This is a genomic window from Mesorhizobium sp., from assembly GCF_004962925.1.
Lineage (GTDB): Bacteria > Pseudomonadota > Alphaproteobacteria > Rhizobiales > Rhizobiaceae > Mesorhizobium.
Window position 1 is genome coordinate 1 of record NZ_SUEO01000122.1, and the last position, 14,811, is coordinate 14,811.

The window sequence follows — 14,811 nt, forward strand, 5'->3', positions numbered from 1 at the left end:
AGCGCCTCCAGCCCGACCGGCGCGGCGGCGCTGTAGCTCGTCTCGTCGGCCCAGGCATTCTCCATGCCGAGACGCAGCAGCACGTCGCCGAACATGGAATCCCGGCCAAAGGCGCGGAAATGGCGTGAATCGCCAAGGCTGATGACGAACATCGGCCGCCCGGAGGCAGCCGACAGCGTAGCGCGCAGTCGCGCGATTTCGACTGATGTCTCGTCGACGTAGTCTTTCGCCTCGGCCGGTCGCCCGAGCTTTTCGCCAAGCGCCAGCGTCGCCGCTTCGGCGAGCGGGTAGGGCGGCACGCCGGGCGCATAAACCGTTTGCGCAAAGACCGGCGCAATGCGCTCGAGCATCGGGCGCTGGTATTCGTAAAAACTGGAGATGGCGACAAGATCCGGCGCGACGATGCGCAGCAGCTCGTAATTGGGCGTGCCGCGCAGCCCGAGATCGGTCACCGATCGCGGCACTTCGGGCTCCACCGCCAGCTTGCGGAACTGGATGAGCTCGGTCGCCGCGACCGGCTCGATGCCAAGCGCGATCAAGGTCTCCAGCATGCCCCAGTCGATCGCCGCGACGCGCAGCGGCGCAGCCCAGCTGGCGATCGGCGGCAGCATGGCCGCCAGGCCAAGCGCGAGCACCCGCCGCCGATTGGGGAAGGGGATTATCGCCATCGGCTACAGCACATGACTACCAAGTCGTGTGGGCCTTGAGCTTGAACGACCGGCCTTCGCCATAGGAACAGGTCAGGGTCGTCTGGCAGCTTGCCACATAGGTCTTGTCGAAGAGATTGGTGATGTTCAGATCGACGCCCCAGTTCTCCTTCTCGTAGCCGAGCTTCAGATCAGCCAGCGTGACGGCCGGCACCTTCGCCGTGTTCTCGTTGTCAGCCCATGAGGAGCCGAGATGGCGTACACCGGCGCCGACCGAGATGCCGTCATACCAGTCGCCGCGGAAAGTATAGTCGACGGACGCCGAGACCATGAGTTCGGGCACGATGAAAGGGGTCTTGCCGAGTAGGTCGGGGTCGTCGCTCTTGGTGAAGTCGATATCGTAGGCGGTCAGCGCCGCAGTCACCCGGAAGTCCTCGGTGACGTTGACCTTACCTTCGAGCTCCACACCACGCGAACGCAGCTCGTCGGCCTGGACCTGGGCAAAAGGATCGGTCTCGCTTGCGAGAGCCACGTTCCGGCGCGTCAGATCGAAGAGCGACAGGGTGAACAGGCCATCTATGAAAGTCGGCTCATACTTGACGCCGATCTCGTACTGCACACCCTCTTCCGGCTTGAATAGATTGCCGTTCGCGTCGGTTCCGATGATCGGGTTGAAGAAGGTGGCGACGCTGGCATAGGGGGTGATGCCGTTGTCGAACTCATAGGCGAGACCAGCGCGGCCGGAGAAATCGCCAACGTTGCTGCTCTGCGAGCTGGAAGTCGCCGAGTAGTAGGTCGGGCCGTTATCGGCGCTAAGCCAACCCCAGTCGTAGCGGCCGTTCAGCGTCACCAGCCAGCCATCGCCGAAGCGAAGCTGGTCCTGCGCATAGAGGCCGAGCTGCTTCTGCGTCAGATCCTGGTTGAGGTAGCTGACGCGAGGCGTCAGCGGCGCGCCGTAGACGGGGTCGAAGGCATCGATCGGTGGGGTCGTTCCAAAGACGGCCGACGACTGAACATGGTCGATGTTGTAATATTTGTAGTCGATGCCGGTCAGCAGCGTGTGTTCGATCGCGCCGGTCTCAAATTTGCCTTCGATCTGGAGGTCCGACAGGAATGTCATAACGTCGGTGTCGTGGCCGAAATTGATGCGGTTCAGGGCCGTGGGGTCGCCTGTGTCGTTCGGATCGTCTGCATTTCGGACTCACCCATTGGGATAAACGCTGACCTCGTCGATGGATGCTGCGCCGAAGCGCGTGTTGGAACGCACTGTCCAGTCATTGTCTAGCGTGTGCTCGAACTCGTAGCCGATCGAGCCCTGTTCGCGCTTGTAGAGATCGATGCCCGGTTCTGTGAAGTTGGCGTCGGGATCGATGCGGCCATAGTTCACGCCGTCGACGACCCGGTCCACCACTGTGCCAATGTAGGGCAGGAAGTTGCCGCCATTGTGGTTCTCGTCGATATGGCTGAAATTCGCGAGCACCGTTAGCCGAGTCTGCTCGTCGGGCTGCCAGGTGATGCTTGGCGAGATGAAGCCGCGCCAGCCGTCCTGCAGGTCGCTATAGGTGTCGCCGCCGGCGACGCGGCCGTTGACGCGGTAGCTGACCACGCCATCGCCGGCGATGTCGCCAATGTCGAAGCCGAGATAGACCCTACCGGCGTCGTTGACGCCGGTTTCGACATAGCGCTGCCTGCCGTCGGGACGCTTGCTGACATAGTTGACGATGCCGCCCGGATTGCTGCCGCCATAAAGCACCGAGGCCGGACCTTTCAGCACTTCGATGCGCTCGATCCCGAAGGAATCGACGTAAAATCCACCGAAGCCATAGCTGAACAGCTGCAGGCCATCCATGTAGATGCCGGTGTCCGTCGCCTGGAAGCCACGGATGAAAATCCAGTTGGTATCGCTGTCTGGGCCAAAGGGCTGCGTGAAAACGCCGGCCGTATATCGCAGCGACTCGTCGATCTTCTGGGCGCCTTGGTCGTCAATTTCCTGCCGGCCGATCACCGAGACGGATTGCGGGATTTCGGTCAGTTTGGTCGCGGTCTTGGAGCCGGTCTTTGTCTCCTTGGCGACGACGCCGTCCACCGGACCGGTCGCGCTGTCACCGGTCTCGCCCTCGACAACCACAGGCTCGAGCTGGACGTCGTTTTGCTGGGCGAACGCGGTCATGGGCGGGATCAAAGCGAAGGCGGCGCCCGCCAACAGCGGCTTCATCCGGCAGATTCTGTTCATAAAGCAAACCCCAGGTTCTCGAAACGCATATACCTGACTGTTTACCTCAGCTTATGTGTGGGTCATTGGATGAATTTGCGCGGTTTGTCGGTTTTTGTCCCAAAAGGCGGACATTGCGATCTGATGTTGCATCGTTGCGCCTGCCGGCACTCCTCATCCACGCACCGGGCGTTAATCCGACGACGGATTTGAACACCCGCGTCAGATGTGCCTGATCGAAAAAGCCGGTCGCTTCAGCGATATCACCGAGTGACGCGGAGTCGCCCACCATCATGGTCTGAATTTTGCGGACCCGTGCCTGCATCTGCCAACGGTGCGGCGGTATACCCGTAGCCGCCTTTAATGCGTGGCTGGTGGCGGTTTCCGACAGGCCGGTCAGCGTGGCCAGATCGGCGAGGCGAATCTTGCCCAGGCAATGCGCGTCGATGTAGTCGGTGACCAGGCGCAGCTTCCGACGAGGCAGCGGCGTGCGGCGCCGCTGCCCGTCCGGTTGGCCGATATCAAAAAGTCCGGCGAACAATGCATTCAGCAAGCCCTCGCCGTAGAGATCGTGCATCGGCTGGCCGCTGTCGCATTCGGCCGCAATCAGGCCGGCAAGCGCGGCGATCCGGTCGTCGCGAAACTGGAACCGCGACACATGCAAGGCCTCGCGGTCCAGGCTGCTGCCAAAGCGGCGCGTCAGCGCCACCTCGTCGAAATGCAGATCGAGGTGCTTGATGCGGTGCAGGCCCTCGACCCTGCCTCTGATCGGCACTCCCGCCGGTATGTAGGCCATGGAAAATGCACGGTCGTGACGGCGCAATTCGCCCTGCGAGCCCTCGACGAAAAATGCGCCGTCGCCATCCACATCCAGCGCGACAAAGAGCCGGGGGTCGGGAGAGACATAATAGCCCTCCGCTTTGTCCCCGCACGAAACGTCCCAGAGGTCGGCGACGACGCCGTCCCCGACGTGGCCTTTCAGGCCGCCATTGACCGAAAAACCCTGAATACGACTTTCCATGCGCGGGGCGAAGGCCACGTCCCGTTTCCCTGTAATGCCATGATCCATTCGCCTTGATATATTTCATGATGAAAATTATCAAGTTTGTCTGGGGCCCCGCAAGAGGGAGATCAGCAGCTTCGGCCGTTACAAGACCTTCTGCCGAAATTTCGAATGACAGCTTGAGCAATCCTGCAGGATAAGATGCAGGAGATGCTCGGCGGGAGCCTTGGCAGGATCGGCTTGCGCCGCTGCCGGCCGCTTGCCAAGCAGGCTGCCGCCCATCGCCGGGCCGGAACCCATCCTCATATCGTCGGTAATGCTGGCGGGCGCCCGCTCGGCCTTGGCGGCCAGCGTGGTGGCCAGCGTCCCGATGTGACGGGCCAGTGCCTCGAATTCCGAACGGGCTTGATCGATTTCCAGCCTGGCGCCCGAAGGCGCGCCCAATGTCGCGCTGGGAAATTCCGCAATGAGGGCAGGGCCCGTGCGGGCGCGAATGGTTCCGGCCGCCGCCTTGAAGGCCGCGGCGTCATAGGCCAGCTTGCCATCGAACATCCCGGCGATCGTTTTTGCCGCGGCGGCCATCTTCTTCATCGAAGACTGGCGCGTGGCGATGATTGGGTCAGGTCCGGCCGCGGCCACCACCGCGGAGGCGCAGACAAGCGACAGCATCGCGGCGGCGGCGGTCCATTTCACTGAACCAGGCCTTCTCCCGCCAGTTCGTCGATGATTGGGCAGTCCGGCCGCTCGTCACCATGGCAATGCTCAACCAGATGATGCAGCAGGCCGCGCAATCCCACGAGTTCGGCGATCTTCCTGTCGATCTCCACCAGCTTGGCTTTGGCAATGGCCTTCACGTCGGCGCTGTCGCGATCCCTGTCTTGATAGAGCGACAGCAACTGGCGGCACTCGTCGACTGAAAAACCGAGGCTGCGCGAGCGCTGCAGAAACCGCAAGCGGTGGATGTCGTCTGCTGAATAGTCACGATAGCCATTCTCCGTCCGGGCCGGGCGCAAAAGCCCGATGTCCTCGTAGTAGCGTATCGTCTTGGACGGCAGGCCGGATTTTTCGGATGCGATACCAATGTTCATGATGAAAATCTCCGTTTCAACTTTCTTGCTGACATGATCTTTTCCGAAACCCGGTTTCCACTTTTCGCTGACGCTGTCCATCGGTTCGGGATCATGGTCTAAATTAAGCCTGCACGTCGACGATGCCCATCATGCCGAGCTGCTCATGTTCCAGGATGTGGCAGTGATACATGCGCGGTCCCGGCCGGTCCTGTCGCAGCAAGAGCCGCACCGTCTCGCCGCGCGCGACGTTGACCGTGTCCTTCCAGGCGAGATAGGGCGGTTCCGAGACTTTGCCGTCGCGTTCGTGCTCAACCACCTGGAACTGCGTGCCATGCACGTGGAACGGATGGTCCATGTCTGCCTCGTTGACGATTTCCCAAAGCTCGACCTCGCCTGCCTTGGCGACGATATCGACGCGGTTCATGTCGAAGGCGGCGCCGTTGATCAGGAACCCCATCTCCATGGAGGTCGCGCTCATCGCCATGGTCTCTGTGAACACGAAGCGCCGGCTGACGGCAGGAGCGCCGAGTTGCGCGATCGGCCGCAGCCTGTCGGGCAGTGGCGGGACGGCGTCGGCCGGTGTCTCCGAAACATGGACCGTGAAGAGCGTGAGCCCGGCATCGGCAGGACGGCCTGCACCCATCCAGCCGCGATCGTAGTCGAGCGTGTACAGCGTCGCGGGGCCGGGCTTGTCGAATGAGACAATCAGGTCAAGGCGTTCGGCCGGGCTGAGCAGGATGTCGTCGGCTGCGACCGGCGCCTCCAGCAGACCGCCATCCGTTCCGATGATCGTCATCGGCGCGCCGTCAAAGGAAAGCCGCAGGAAGCGCGCGTTGGTCGCATTATAGAGCCGGAAACGCCGCTTCGTGCCAAAGGGGACCGTCAGCGCAGGATTCCTCTGTCCGTTGACCAGCACATAGTCGCCGACGCGTCCATTCATCAGGTCCGTCATCGTATTGTCGGGCAAGGTGCCATCGGCCGCAAGGCGAAGGTCGGTGAACATCAGTACCGTGTCGCCATACCCGGCCGGGATCGGATCGGCCTTTGGCTTGACCACGAACGCGCCGGCAAGGCCGCGATAGACCTGCTCGGCCGTCTTGCCGTGCGAATGCGGGTGATACCAGTAGGAGCCGGCGCTGCCTTCCGGCAGCTCGAAGCTGTAGGTGCGATCGGTGCCTGTCTCGACCGGGTCCATCGGATTGCCGTCCTGGTCGGCCGGCACAGGCATGCCGTGCCAATGGATGGTGCTCGCCTCGTCCGGAACGCGATTGGCGAAGGTGATCTCGACGCGGTCGCCCTCGACCGCCTCGATCAGCGGTCCGGGGCTCATGCCGTTATAGCCGAGGATCGGCGTGTCGAGCCCTTCGGCAAAGCGCACCGTGGCGGGCTCGGCCGTCAGCCTCGCTTTGAACAGGCCTGAGGTACCGGCTTTGTTGGCAAGCAGCGGCAAATCGCGCAGCGCCTCGCCTTCAGGCAACGCAGCTGCGCCCTGTGACGGCGCTGCGCCCATGTCGTGGCCGGCGTGACCGCCCATACCGGGCATGTCGTCCATCTTCATCTGGGCGATGGCGGGTCGGCCTGCAAGAACCGTCACGAGGCCCGCCTTCAGAAAACCGCGTCGATGCATCCGTTGTCTCCTTGATTTTCAATCACGTACGGCTTCCAGCTGCTGGAAGGTCAAGCGCGATTTACCCCCGCCGCGGCTCTCGGAAGGATTCCATAGATCGATGATCTGATTGCCGGTGAAGCTGTGCTGGCTGACCTTCGCCGGTCCGCGATACTTTCTCTGTCGCGGTCCTGTCGCCCTTCGATCGCGATCGTCGATCCGGTCAGCTTCGCAGGTATTTGAGGAGCGCCGCAATCGCGAGCACAAGGGTGACAAGCACCAGTACCCAGATGAGCGCCATGCCGCCCATCGTCCACATACCCATTGGACCATTCATCATTGCAGTCACCTCTTCGGCTGGCGAGAGTCCGGCCTTGCCGGTGCATATCGGCGATTCCGAGGTGAATTAGCTCGTCGTAAACTGCGGTCAAGACGACAAGGAAACTCGATAGGCCGCCTGTGTCGCTTGCCTTGTCTGCCAACCGGAGGGTCGACACGCCCTGGAATCTTACATACCTCCGCCGCAACCGTCCGACAGGTCCCAGACGTCGACGACCTGCTTGCCGGTGAATCCATGCTCGCGGATCAGGAACTTCGCCAGTCCGCCATACATGCTCCAACGCCAGCATGGGCAGCAGCAGGGGCCTTTCTCCTCGGAATTTGCCATCGCGTAGTCGTAGGCCTGCTGTTCGGCGCCGGTGAGTTTCAAATCATAATAGGGCATGACCTTTTGCGCGATGCCTGCCGGAATATCGTACGGATCGCTCGGAATCATCGCGATGTCGCGGTATTAGCCAGGCCGTTAACCTGTTCGGCATAGCGCTTCATTTCCATCGGGCTGCAGCACGAGCCCGTGATCCGCGACGTGCTCGGCATGGTTGCGATCGACTCGGTGAACTTGGCCGAGCAGGTGCTGTTGCCATTCTGGCTGAGATCTTTGAAACGGCGCACCAGCTCGGGATCCTCAGCGGCGATTGCCAAATCTGGATCCTTAAGGAAGCTCACAACCGCAGCGGCGCCAAAAACGCCGCCCAAAACAACCGTTCGTCGATTTGGAAACGATGTCTCGCTCATTTGCTACTCCTTGCCTGCTCGATCAGTTTCTTCATCGTTGCACGGTCAGTCGCGCCCGGGAAAATCTGTTCGCCGACGACGAAGCCCGGCGTTCCCGTGATCCCTAGCGCCTGAGCCAGTTGCGCATTCTTGTCTATCGCCGCCTGGATATCGGGCTGCTGCATGTCGGCCTTCAGGCGCGGTACGTCGAGGCCGATCGCAGCAGCGACCCTGAGCACGACCGCCTCGGTCACCCGTGTCCTGGCGTCATACAACGCCTTGTGGAATTCGGCGTATTTGCCCTGGCGCTGGGCGGCGAGCGCCGCCTTGGCCGCAAACATGGAATCCGGGCCGAGGATGGGGAATTCCTTGTAGACGATCCTGAGTTGCGGGTCGTCGGCCACGGCTTGCGCAATGATCGGCGCCACCTGCCGGCAATAGGGGCAATTGTAGTCGAAGAATTCGGCCATAGTGACGTTCCCGTGGGCGTTGCCGCCGACCGGGCTGGCCGGGTCCCGGAAAATCTCGTCGGCCTTGGCGGCCAGGGCGGTTTTCGCCGCTTTGGCCGCGGCCTCCCGCTGGCGCGCGTCCAGGCTCTGCAGGGCCTCCATGATCACCTCGGGATGGGCGAGGATATAGTCGTGAATGCGCTGGTCGAACTGGTCCTGAGACATCTCGCTTGCGGCGATGGCCTGCCCCTGCAGTCCGGGACCGAGCGCGAGCCAGGCCATTGCGCAGGCCAGCATGAGGACACGGGCCATTTTACCGATGGCTCTACCCAATGGCTTGGATTTGTGGACCACGGGTTTCTCCTTCCTTTTGTTTCGCCGGACAGCCGGCACCTCCGAATAATGGTCATGCCTCAGAACATGCCCTTGATTGTCGCCCACCATCCCGTTTCCTGCTCATGGTGCGGGCGCTCGACATTGTTGGTCAGCGCGTTGACGAAGGTGACGAGATTGAGCGCCGCGAAACTCAGGCCGTGGAAATTCGCCCGCCAATGGCCTTGCTTGTCGACCACATGCGTGACGGTGCCGTGCATCTGGTAACCGTCATCGGTCAAGGCGAACTTGTGACCGAAGGCTTCCGCGAGCTTCCGGGTCGCATCCTCCGGCTGATCCGCGGTCGTGGTCAGGAACAGCCAATTGACCGGATCGAGCCCATGCGCCGGTCCGTAATTGCGCAGCACGTCCGGCGTGTCCCTCGTCGGGTCGGTGGTGATGGTCACAAAGCTGACCTGGTCCTTCATCGGCGTGGCATTCACCATCGCCTGGATCTCGGCGATCTTCTCGGCATGCAGGGGACACACATCCGGGCAGGATGTGTAGATGAAGTGGAGGACGACGATCTTGCCGCGCAAATCGGCCAACCGCACGACCCGCCCGTCGGCGGTACGCAGCGTGAAATCGGGCGCCGGCTTGTCGAGCGTCTGGAAATATTTCTCATCGCTCTGAAGCATGGCATCGACTTCGTCGAGCGAGTGCGCTTGCGCCGGATACGCAAAGCCCGCGATCAGCGCCGCGATGGCAATTACGCGTAGCAGCAAACGCCTGCTTTCGTTCAAAGCCGGCGCGACGCAGCGAGCCTTTGGCCCGGACATATCTGTTCCTTTCTCACTTGGCAGCGATGCGGCTGCGGATGAAGTCGACCATGTCGGGCGCGTCCCATTCCGCCGGGCCGATCAGCCGGCCGATTTCCTTGCCGTCGCGATCGATCAGCAAGGTCGCGGGAAGGCCGACGGTGCCGATGGCGAACATGGCCTTGCCGGAGGTATCGATATTGAGGGCGAGATGCTCGATGCCGATCTCGGCGAAGAACTTTTTCACGATGTCTGGGCCAGCGCGGTCCATCGACAGCGCGACGACCTCGAAATCCGGCCCGCCGAGTTCGGCCTGCAGCCGGTCGAGCGTCGGCATCTCCTTCCGGCAGGGCGCGCACCATGTCGCCCAGATGTTGAGCAACACGACCTTGCCTGAAAAATCGGCAAGGCTTCGGGGTCGACCATCGCCGTCCTCGAAGCTGATCTCTGGCACCGGCACCGGGGTTTCGTGAACGGCAAAATTCTGCGGCGGTTCAGTAGCCGATGCCGACCGCGAAAACACCAGCAGCACGCCAACCAGGGCGATGGCCAGTTTGCTCATGGTCATCACGACTGCTTTCACCGTGTCGCGTAGACAGTGGGTGCCTTGCCGTCCTTGGTGAAGGCGTAGATCGTCCAGGTCCCTGCCTTCTCGCCACCCATGCCGGGGGCGCCGGTCGGCATGCCGGCCAGCGTGATACCCGTGATGGCAGGCCGGTCCGTCAAAAGCTTCTTGACGACATCGATCGGCACCAGGCCGTCGACGACGTAGCCGTCGACCATCAGGGTGTGGCAGCCTTCGAGGTCGGCGGGGACGCCGGCATCGCTGCTGATCTGCGACAGGTTGTTGACCGACTTGATGTCGACCTTGAAGCCGTTCTGCTCGAGATAGGCGGCATAGGACTCGCAGCAACTGCATTGCGGGTTCTTGTACATCACCGCTTCGATCGTAGCGGCGACCGCGGGCAGCGGCGTTGCGATCAGCGCGGCAAGTGCGGCGAGGCGGTAGGTCAGTTTCATTGCAGTTCTCCTTGGTTGAATGAATGGGTTCAGGTTACGCGGAAGACGGTCATGAGGCCGGCCATCTGGTGGTCGGCGACATGGCAGTGCAGCATCCAGTCGCCGGGATTGTCGGCGACGAAGGCGCATTCGATCGTATCTTTTGGGGCAAGCAGCACCGTGTCTTGCCATTGCCGGTGCGGCACCGGCGAACCATTGCGCGACAGCACCGACATGCTGAAGCCATGGATGTGCATCGGATGCCACCAAGCGGTTTCGTTACGCATTGTGAGATGACAGGTCGCGCCGCGTTTCAGCGTGAATTGCGGCGCCATGCCGGCGTGGCCGTCGCCGGTCATCGACGTGCCGTTGATCGCCCAGGCGGCCTCACCATTCATACCGGGCATCCCCATACCCATCATGCCGCCTACGCCGGCGAGCCTGCCGCCGCCCATCATGCCGCCTTGCAGCACGATTTCCTGGCGCTCGGCCCGGGCAAGGTCGGGGCTCGGCAGCGGATTGGCCGGCAAGCGTACGGGCGCGTCGAGAGGATGGGGCCGCAGCGGCGGACCGGTGTCATAGACGAGGTTGGTCAGCGTATAGGCGAGGCCGTCATAGAAGTCGTCGGTCACCGCATAGCGCTTGCTTGGATCGCCCTGCATGTCGAGCACGATATCGATGCGCATGGCCGGCGCGAGCACAAGGCCCCCGCCATCCGGTTCGTGCGGGTCGCAGGGCTGGCCGTCGATCGCGACGACAACCGGGCGATGACCTTCGAAGCGCAAGGCCATGATGCGGGCGAGCGACGCATTGGCCAGCCGCAGCCTGATGCGCTCGCCGGCGCGCACCTTCTGATCTGCCAGCGCCACCCCGTTGATGGTGACGACGTTGCCGACGCGGCCGGACATCGCCGCATCCATCATGTTGCCGAAGCCGGCAGCGATCTGCCCATCCTTGGCAAGTCGCCAATCCTGCAGCAGCCACAAGAGATCGCGGTCGACGGCGACCGGCTCGGCCTCCTCGACGATCAGTGCGCCTGCAAGGCCGCGGCCGAGCTGCACCAGGCTGTCGGCATGAGGATGATACCAGAAGGTGCCGGCATCGGGCGGCGTGAACTCATAGACGAAGCTCTCGCCCGGCTTGATCGGCTGCTGGGTCAGGCCCGGCACGCCGTCCATCGCATTTGGCAATCGTATGCCATGCCAATGAACCGTTGTGTCCTCATCGAGCCCGTTGTCGACGACGACGCGGGCTGGCTCTCTTTGCCGCAGGCGCAGCGTTGGGCCGGGAACTGTCCGGTCATAGGCCCACACCGGGGTATGCGGACCATCGGGGCCGGTGAACCGGACCTGGCTCGGCGCGACCTTGATCCGGCGTTCCTCCGTGGCGGATGCCCGTACCGGACGCATCGATGCGGACGCGGCAACCGCCGCCGCAACGAGAAACCCGCGGCGTGAAATCAAATGATGGAAATCGGAATGCACCCTTATGCCCTTAGCGATCTCGATCGACGGCGAGCATCTCGACATCGATTGAACTGCTGTCCGCGCCCGCCACGCCACAATGAGCGCAGTGGGCGATCGAGCGCCGACAATCAGCCGCAGGACGGCTGAAACGGCGTCAGATCAGATCGCTTGTCTTGGAGGGTATGGGTCGGGCAGGGAACTTCGCCCGTGAAGAAGCGGGGTCGGTAGCGCCAACGGCTCCTGCATCCGCGCAACTATCCTCATGGCGATGCCTTGCGGCAGCACCGCGAGCACCGGTGCGATGCAGGTCGGCGGGCAATGCATAGGATCGCCTTTGACGCCGGCTCCCTTGGGGCACGCTTTGCAGTCGCCAGCCATGTCGGACGACATAGCCGTGTCCGCGTCGGAGTGCATGACCATGGCTTTGTCCGACGTCGTCGTCATCATCTGCGCCGACATGACGCTCGCCTGAGCGCCGGCAAGGCTGAACCCGGCGGTCAGGAAGACTGCGAGCAGCATGACAAGCAATTGCTTTGCCGACCGGCGTGCCATCATGCGCATAGGCTGGCCTCAAAGTGCGGCTTTTGCAAGTCCCAATGCCCTGACATCGGAGCCTATGTTCCCGGTGCCCGCGAACAGCAGCATCGCCTGGCAACTGCGTATGCTGAATCTCGGGATGAAATCAGTTTTCGAAAACGTTTATCGAACAACGCTCAAAACTTGGTGTCCGATACCGGGTGCCGGTGAGCAAAAACCCTCCGGCGGTGGCCACACGCTACCCCGTGCACACGCCGAGGAGACAGAATATGCCGGCCAAAGCCTACATCAACCGGATCGCGACAGCGGTGCCGGAGCACGAGGTTCATCAATTCTATCTGCGTTTCGCGGCTTCCATGCTTGCGGCCGACCGCCGAAGAATTTTCGAACGCATGGCTGATCTTGCCGGCATCGAGCGCCGCTATTCCTGCTTTGCACCCGCTGGCGACCCCGAAGGACCATCAGCAGATCTGGCTGGGACGTTCATCCGGGGCGCCTTTCCTGGAACGGCCGAGAGAATGGCAATGTTCGGAGATGCCGCGCCTGTTCTGGCGCAAAAAGGCGTCGACGGATTGCAGCTTGGCGATGACGCTCGCCGCATCACTCATCTCATCGTTACCACCTGCACCGGTTTTTCGGCGCCGGGTATCGATCTGGAGCTGGTTGCACGGTGCGGCCTGGCCGACAGGGTCGAACGCACGATGATCGGGTTCATGGGCTGCTACGCGGCGATCAACGGCCTCAAGCTTGCCCGCCACATCGTCCGCTCCGACCCGCAGGCCAGGGTCCTGCTGGTCAACATCGAACTTTGCACGCTGCATCTGCGCGAAACGACTGAACTGGAAAAGCTACTGTCGTTCTGCCTCTGGGGCGACGGCTGTGCGGCCGCGCTCGTCACCGCAGAGCCGGCCGGCATCGAGCTCGAGAGCTTTCATTGTATCGTGGCGCACGAGCGGCGGGATCTGATGAGCTGGAGTATTCGCGACCACGGCTTCGAGATGGTTCTTTCCGGCCAGGTCCCGGCAGCGATCCATGAAGCATTGCGGAGCAACCAGGACGCCGTCCTCGGCGCCCGGACGACGGAAGCGATCGACCTCTGGGCCGTGCACCCGGGCGGACGTTCGGTTCTCGACGCCGTCGAAAGGGCTCTGAGACTTGCGCCCACCGCGCTGGAGCCATCGCGCGAGGTGTTGCGCCGATATGGGAACATGTCGTCCGCAACAGTCATGTTCGTGATGAAGGAGATGCTGAAGGCGCCGCCGGGCCTGCTCGGCTGCGGCATGTCGTTCGGACCTGGGCTGACGGCCGAAACCATGCTTTTTCGAACGGTGTCATGAGTGGCCTGGAGCACCGCCAGCTTGCACCGGAAATCCTTGACGGACTTGCGGCAGACGATCCGCGAGCGCTTGCCGCACGCCGCGATCTCCGTCGGATCAACGCGCTGATGTTTCAGGCGAAGATCATGGCGTCGCTGCTCAGGAAATTTGTGCCAACGCCGCCACGCCGGATTCTGGAGATCGGCGCCGGCGATGGCTCCTTCATGCTGGCGGTGGCGCGGCGCATTGCCGGGCATTGGCCTGAGGTCGAACTGATAATGCTCGACCGAGTCGACCTCATCACAGCGCAATTGCGGGATGATTTCGACAGGCTGGGATGGACGGTCGAAGGCGTCACCGCCGATGTCTTCGACTGGGCCACAAAGTGTGAGGGCGCGCGGTTCGACGCGATCACCGTCAATCTGTTTCTGCATCATTTCGACGATGCCGAGCTCGTGCGTCTGTTTTCGCTGATGGCACCGAAGGCCCGGTTGCTCCTGGCGACAGAGCCGTTGCGGACGAAACTGGCACTGGCCGCTACCCGTCTTCTCCCGGCAATCGGCGCCAATGACGTGACACGAAACGACGCCGCTCAAAGCGTGCGCGCCGGCTTTCGCGGCAGTGAGCTTTCCCGCCTTTGGCTTGCGGCAAACGGCAAACCGGTCGAGGAACGGCGCGCCGGCCTTTTTTCCCACATTTTCGTCGGTGCCAGTGCCGGTGATGACCTATGACGCGGACCCATGACGCGATCATCATAGGCGCCGGCCCGGCGGGCACATCCGTTGCGCTGACGCTGGCCCGGCGCGGATGGGCCGTGGCTATTGTGGAAAAGAGCGTGTTCCCGCGCCGCAAGGTTTGCGGCGAATACATATCGGCAAGCAATCTTGCGCTTCTGGACCAGTTGGAGATCGGCGATGCCTGGCGTGCCAATGCCGGCCCCGAAATCCGCCGCGTCGGCTTCTTTTCCGGCGAAGCTAGTGTCGAGGCGCCAATGCCTCCTGCAAAAGATGGACCCGGCGAGAAAAAAGATGGCTTCGGCCGGGCGCTGGGCCGGGACATTCTCGACTGTCTGCTTTTGCAGGCGGCGCGATCGGCCGGCGTTGAAATCTTTCAGCCGTACCGCGCCGTCGCCATCGATCGGGATGACGAGATGCAAATGGTGCGAATTCAAGCCGGAGACGAAACGACGATGTTGCGTGCGCCGGTGATTGTCGCCGCACACGGCTCCTGGGAACCAGGACCGCTGCCCAGCCAGCCCGGGAAGACCAACCGCCCGTCAGACCTGCTCGGCTTCAAGGCGCATTTCATCGGGTCGTCCCTGGC

Annotated in this window: 16 protein-coding genes and 1 pseudogene; 3 read left to right on the plus strand and 14 right to left on the minus strand. The window is 62.5% G+C overall.

Annotated features, from left to right (window positions below; all coding sequences use genetic code 11):
• From E5W87_RS21995 to E5W87_RS22060, 14 genes and pseudogenes are all read right to left on the minus strand, one after another.
• The coding region (locus E5W87_RS21995; RefSeq protein WP_292402175.1) for an ABC transporter substrate-binding protein at positions 1-668 on the minus strand (668 nt) is incomplete at its 3' end.
• Positions 669-684: 16 nt separating this feature from the next.
• Positions 685-2,880, minus strand: a pseudogene (locus tag E5W87_RS22000) (TonB-dependent siderophore receptor).
• 46 nt (positions 2,881-2,926) lie between these two features.
• On the minus strand, positions 2,927-3,898 hold the full coding sequence (locus tag E5W87_RS22005) for an AraC family transcriptional regulator (RefSeq protein WP_292402178.1): 972 nt from the start codon (positions 3,896-3,898) through the stop codon (positions 2,927-2,929).
• Between the two features lie 108 nt (positions 3,899-4,006).
• Positions 4,007-4,555 carry a cytochrome c gene (locus tag E5W87_RS22010; RefSeq protein ID WP_292402180.1) on the minus strand — a complete coding sequence of 183 codons (549 nt, stop codon included), beginning with the start codon at positions 4,553-4,555 and terminating at the stop codon, positions 4,007-4,009.
• Entirely contained in the window at positions 4,552-4,950 is a 399-nt protein-coding gene (gene cueR, locus E5W87_RS22015) for a Cu(I)-responsive transcriptional regulator (RefSeq protein ID WP_095489162.1), read from the minus strand. The genes E5W87_RS22010 and cueR overlap by 4 nt, the downstream gene beginning before the upstream one ends.
• 103 nt (positions 4,951-5,053) lie before the next feature.
• Positions 5,054-6,559 (minus strand): multicopper oxidase family protein, encoded by a 1,506-nt coding sequence (locus E5W87_RS22020; RefSeq protein ID WP_292402183.1) that lies wholly within the window; start codon positions 6,557-6,559, stop codon positions 5,054-5,056.
• A 487-nt stretch (positions 6,560-7,046) separates the two neighbouring features.
• Positions 7,047-7,313 (minus strand): hypothetical protein, encoded by a 267-nt coding sequence (locus E5W87_RS22025; RefSeq protein WP_292402185.1) that lies wholly within the window; start codon positions 7,311-7,313, stop codon positions 7,047-7,049.
• A complete protein-coding gene (locus E5W87_RS22030; RefSeq protein WP_292402188.1) occupies positions 7,310-7,612 on the minus strand; it encodes a hypothetical protein in 303 nt (100 codons plus the stop codon). The genes E5W87_RS22025 and E5W87_RS22030 overlap by 4 nt, the downstream gene beginning before the upstream one ends.
• Positions 7,609-8,394, minus strand: coding sequence for a DsbA family protein (locus tag E5W87_RS22035; RefSeq protein ID WP_292402191.1), 786 nt, complete (start codon positions 8,392-8,394; stop codon positions 7,609-7,611). The genes E5W87_RS22030 and E5W87_RS22035 overlap by 4 nt, the downstream gene beginning before the upstream one ends.
• 59 nt (positions 8,395-8,453) lie before the next feature.
• The gene (locus tag E5W87_RS22040) at positions 8,454-9,137 is read right to left on the minus strand and encodes an SCO family protein (RefSeq protein WP_367118854.1); all 684 of its coding nucleotides are present in this window, start codon (positions 9,135-9,137) and stop codon (positions 8,454-8,456) included.
• Between the two features lie 67 nt (positions 9,138-9,204).
• A complete protein-coding gene (locus tag E5W87_RS22045; protein WP_367118855.1) occupies positions 9,205-9,738 on the minus strand; it encodes a TlpA family protein disulfide reductase in 534 nt (177 codons plus the stop codon).
• Between the two features lie 11 nt (positions 9,739-9,749).
• Complete coding sequence (locus E5W87_RS22050; RefSeq protein WP_292402196.1) at positions 9,750-10,190, minus strand: DUF411 domain-containing protein; 441 nt, start codon at positions 10,188-10,190, stop codon at positions 9,750-9,752.
• A gap of 29 nt (positions 10,191-10,219) precedes the next feature.
• On the minus strand, positions 10,220-11,653 hold the full coding sequence (locus E5W87_RS22055) for a multicopper oxidase family protein (RefSeq protein ID WP_292402222.1): 1,434 nt from the start codon (positions 11,651-11,653) through the stop codon (positions 10,220-10,222).
• A gap of 141 nt (positions 11,654-11,794) precedes the next feature.
• Positions 11,795-12,190: a hypothetical protein gene (locus E5W87_RS22060; RefSeq protein WP_292402200.1), complete on the minus strand. Its 396-nt coding sequence runs from the start codon at positions 12,188-12,190 to the stop codon at positions 11,795-11,797.
• A gap of 251 nt (positions 12,191-12,441) precedes the next feature.
• Here E5W87_RS22060 and E5W87_RS22065 point away from each other — a divergent pair, with 251 nt between their 5' ends.
• The 3 genes from E5W87_RS22065 to E5W87_RS22075 all read left to right on the plus strand — a co-directional run.
• Positions 12,442-13,509, plus strand: a complete 1,068-nt coding sequence (locus E5W87_RS22065; protein ID WP_292402203.1) for a type III polyketide synthase — start codon at positions 12,442-12,444, stop codon at positions 13,507-13,509.
• Positions 13,506-14,219: a methyltransferase domain-containing protein gene (locus tag E5W87_RS22070; RefSeq protein ID WP_292402205.1), complete on the plus strand. Its 714-nt coding sequence runs from the start codon at positions 13,506-13,508 to the stop codon at positions 14,217-14,219. The genes E5W87_RS22065 and E5W87_RS22070 overlap by 4 nt, the downstream gene beginning before the upstream one ends.
• The coding region (locus E5W87_RS22075; RefSeq protein ID WP_292402208.1) for an NAD(P)/FAD-dependent oxidoreductase at positions 14,216-14,811 on the plus strand (596 nt) is incomplete at its 3' end. The genes E5W87_RS22070 and E5W87_RS22075, both read left to right, overlap by 4 nt.

Coding starts and splice junctions, on each gene's coding strand:
- cueR (WP_095489162.1), bottom strand. CDS start 4,950: ATGAACATTGGTATCGCATCCGAAAAATCCGGCCTGCCGTCCAAGACG.
- E5W87_RS22020 (WP_292402183.1), bottom strand. CDS start 6,559: ATGCATCGACGCGGTTTTCTGAAGGCGGGCCTCGTGACGGTTCTTGCA.
- E5W87_RS22025 (WP_292402185.1), bottom strand. CDS start 7,313: ATGATTCCGAGCGATCCGTACGATATTCCGGCAGGCATCGCGCAAAAG.
- E5W87_RS22030 (WP_292402188.1), bottom strand. CDS start 7,612: ATGAGCGAGACATCGTTTCCAAATCGACGAACGGTTGTTTTGGGCGGC.
- E5W87_RS22045 (WP_367118855.1), bottom strand. CDS start 9,738: ATGACCATGAGCAAACTGGCCATCGCCCTGGTTGGCGTGCTGCTGGTG.
- E5W87_RS22050 (WP_292402196.1), bottom strand. CDS start 10,190: ATGAAACTGACCTACCGCCTCGCCGCACTTGCCGCGCTGATCGCAACG.
- E5W87_RS22060 (WP_292402200.1), bottom strand. CDS start 12,190: ATGATGGCACGCCGGTCGGCAAAGCAATTGCTTGTCATGCTGCTCGCA.
- E5W87_RS22065 (WP_292402203.1), top strand. CDS start 12,442: ATGCCGGCCAAAGCCTACATCAACCGGATCGCGACAGCGGTGCCGGAG.
- E5W87_RS22070 (WP_292402205.1), top strand. CDS start 13,506: ATGAGTGGCCTGGAGCACCGCCAGCTTGCACCGGAAATCCTTGACGGA.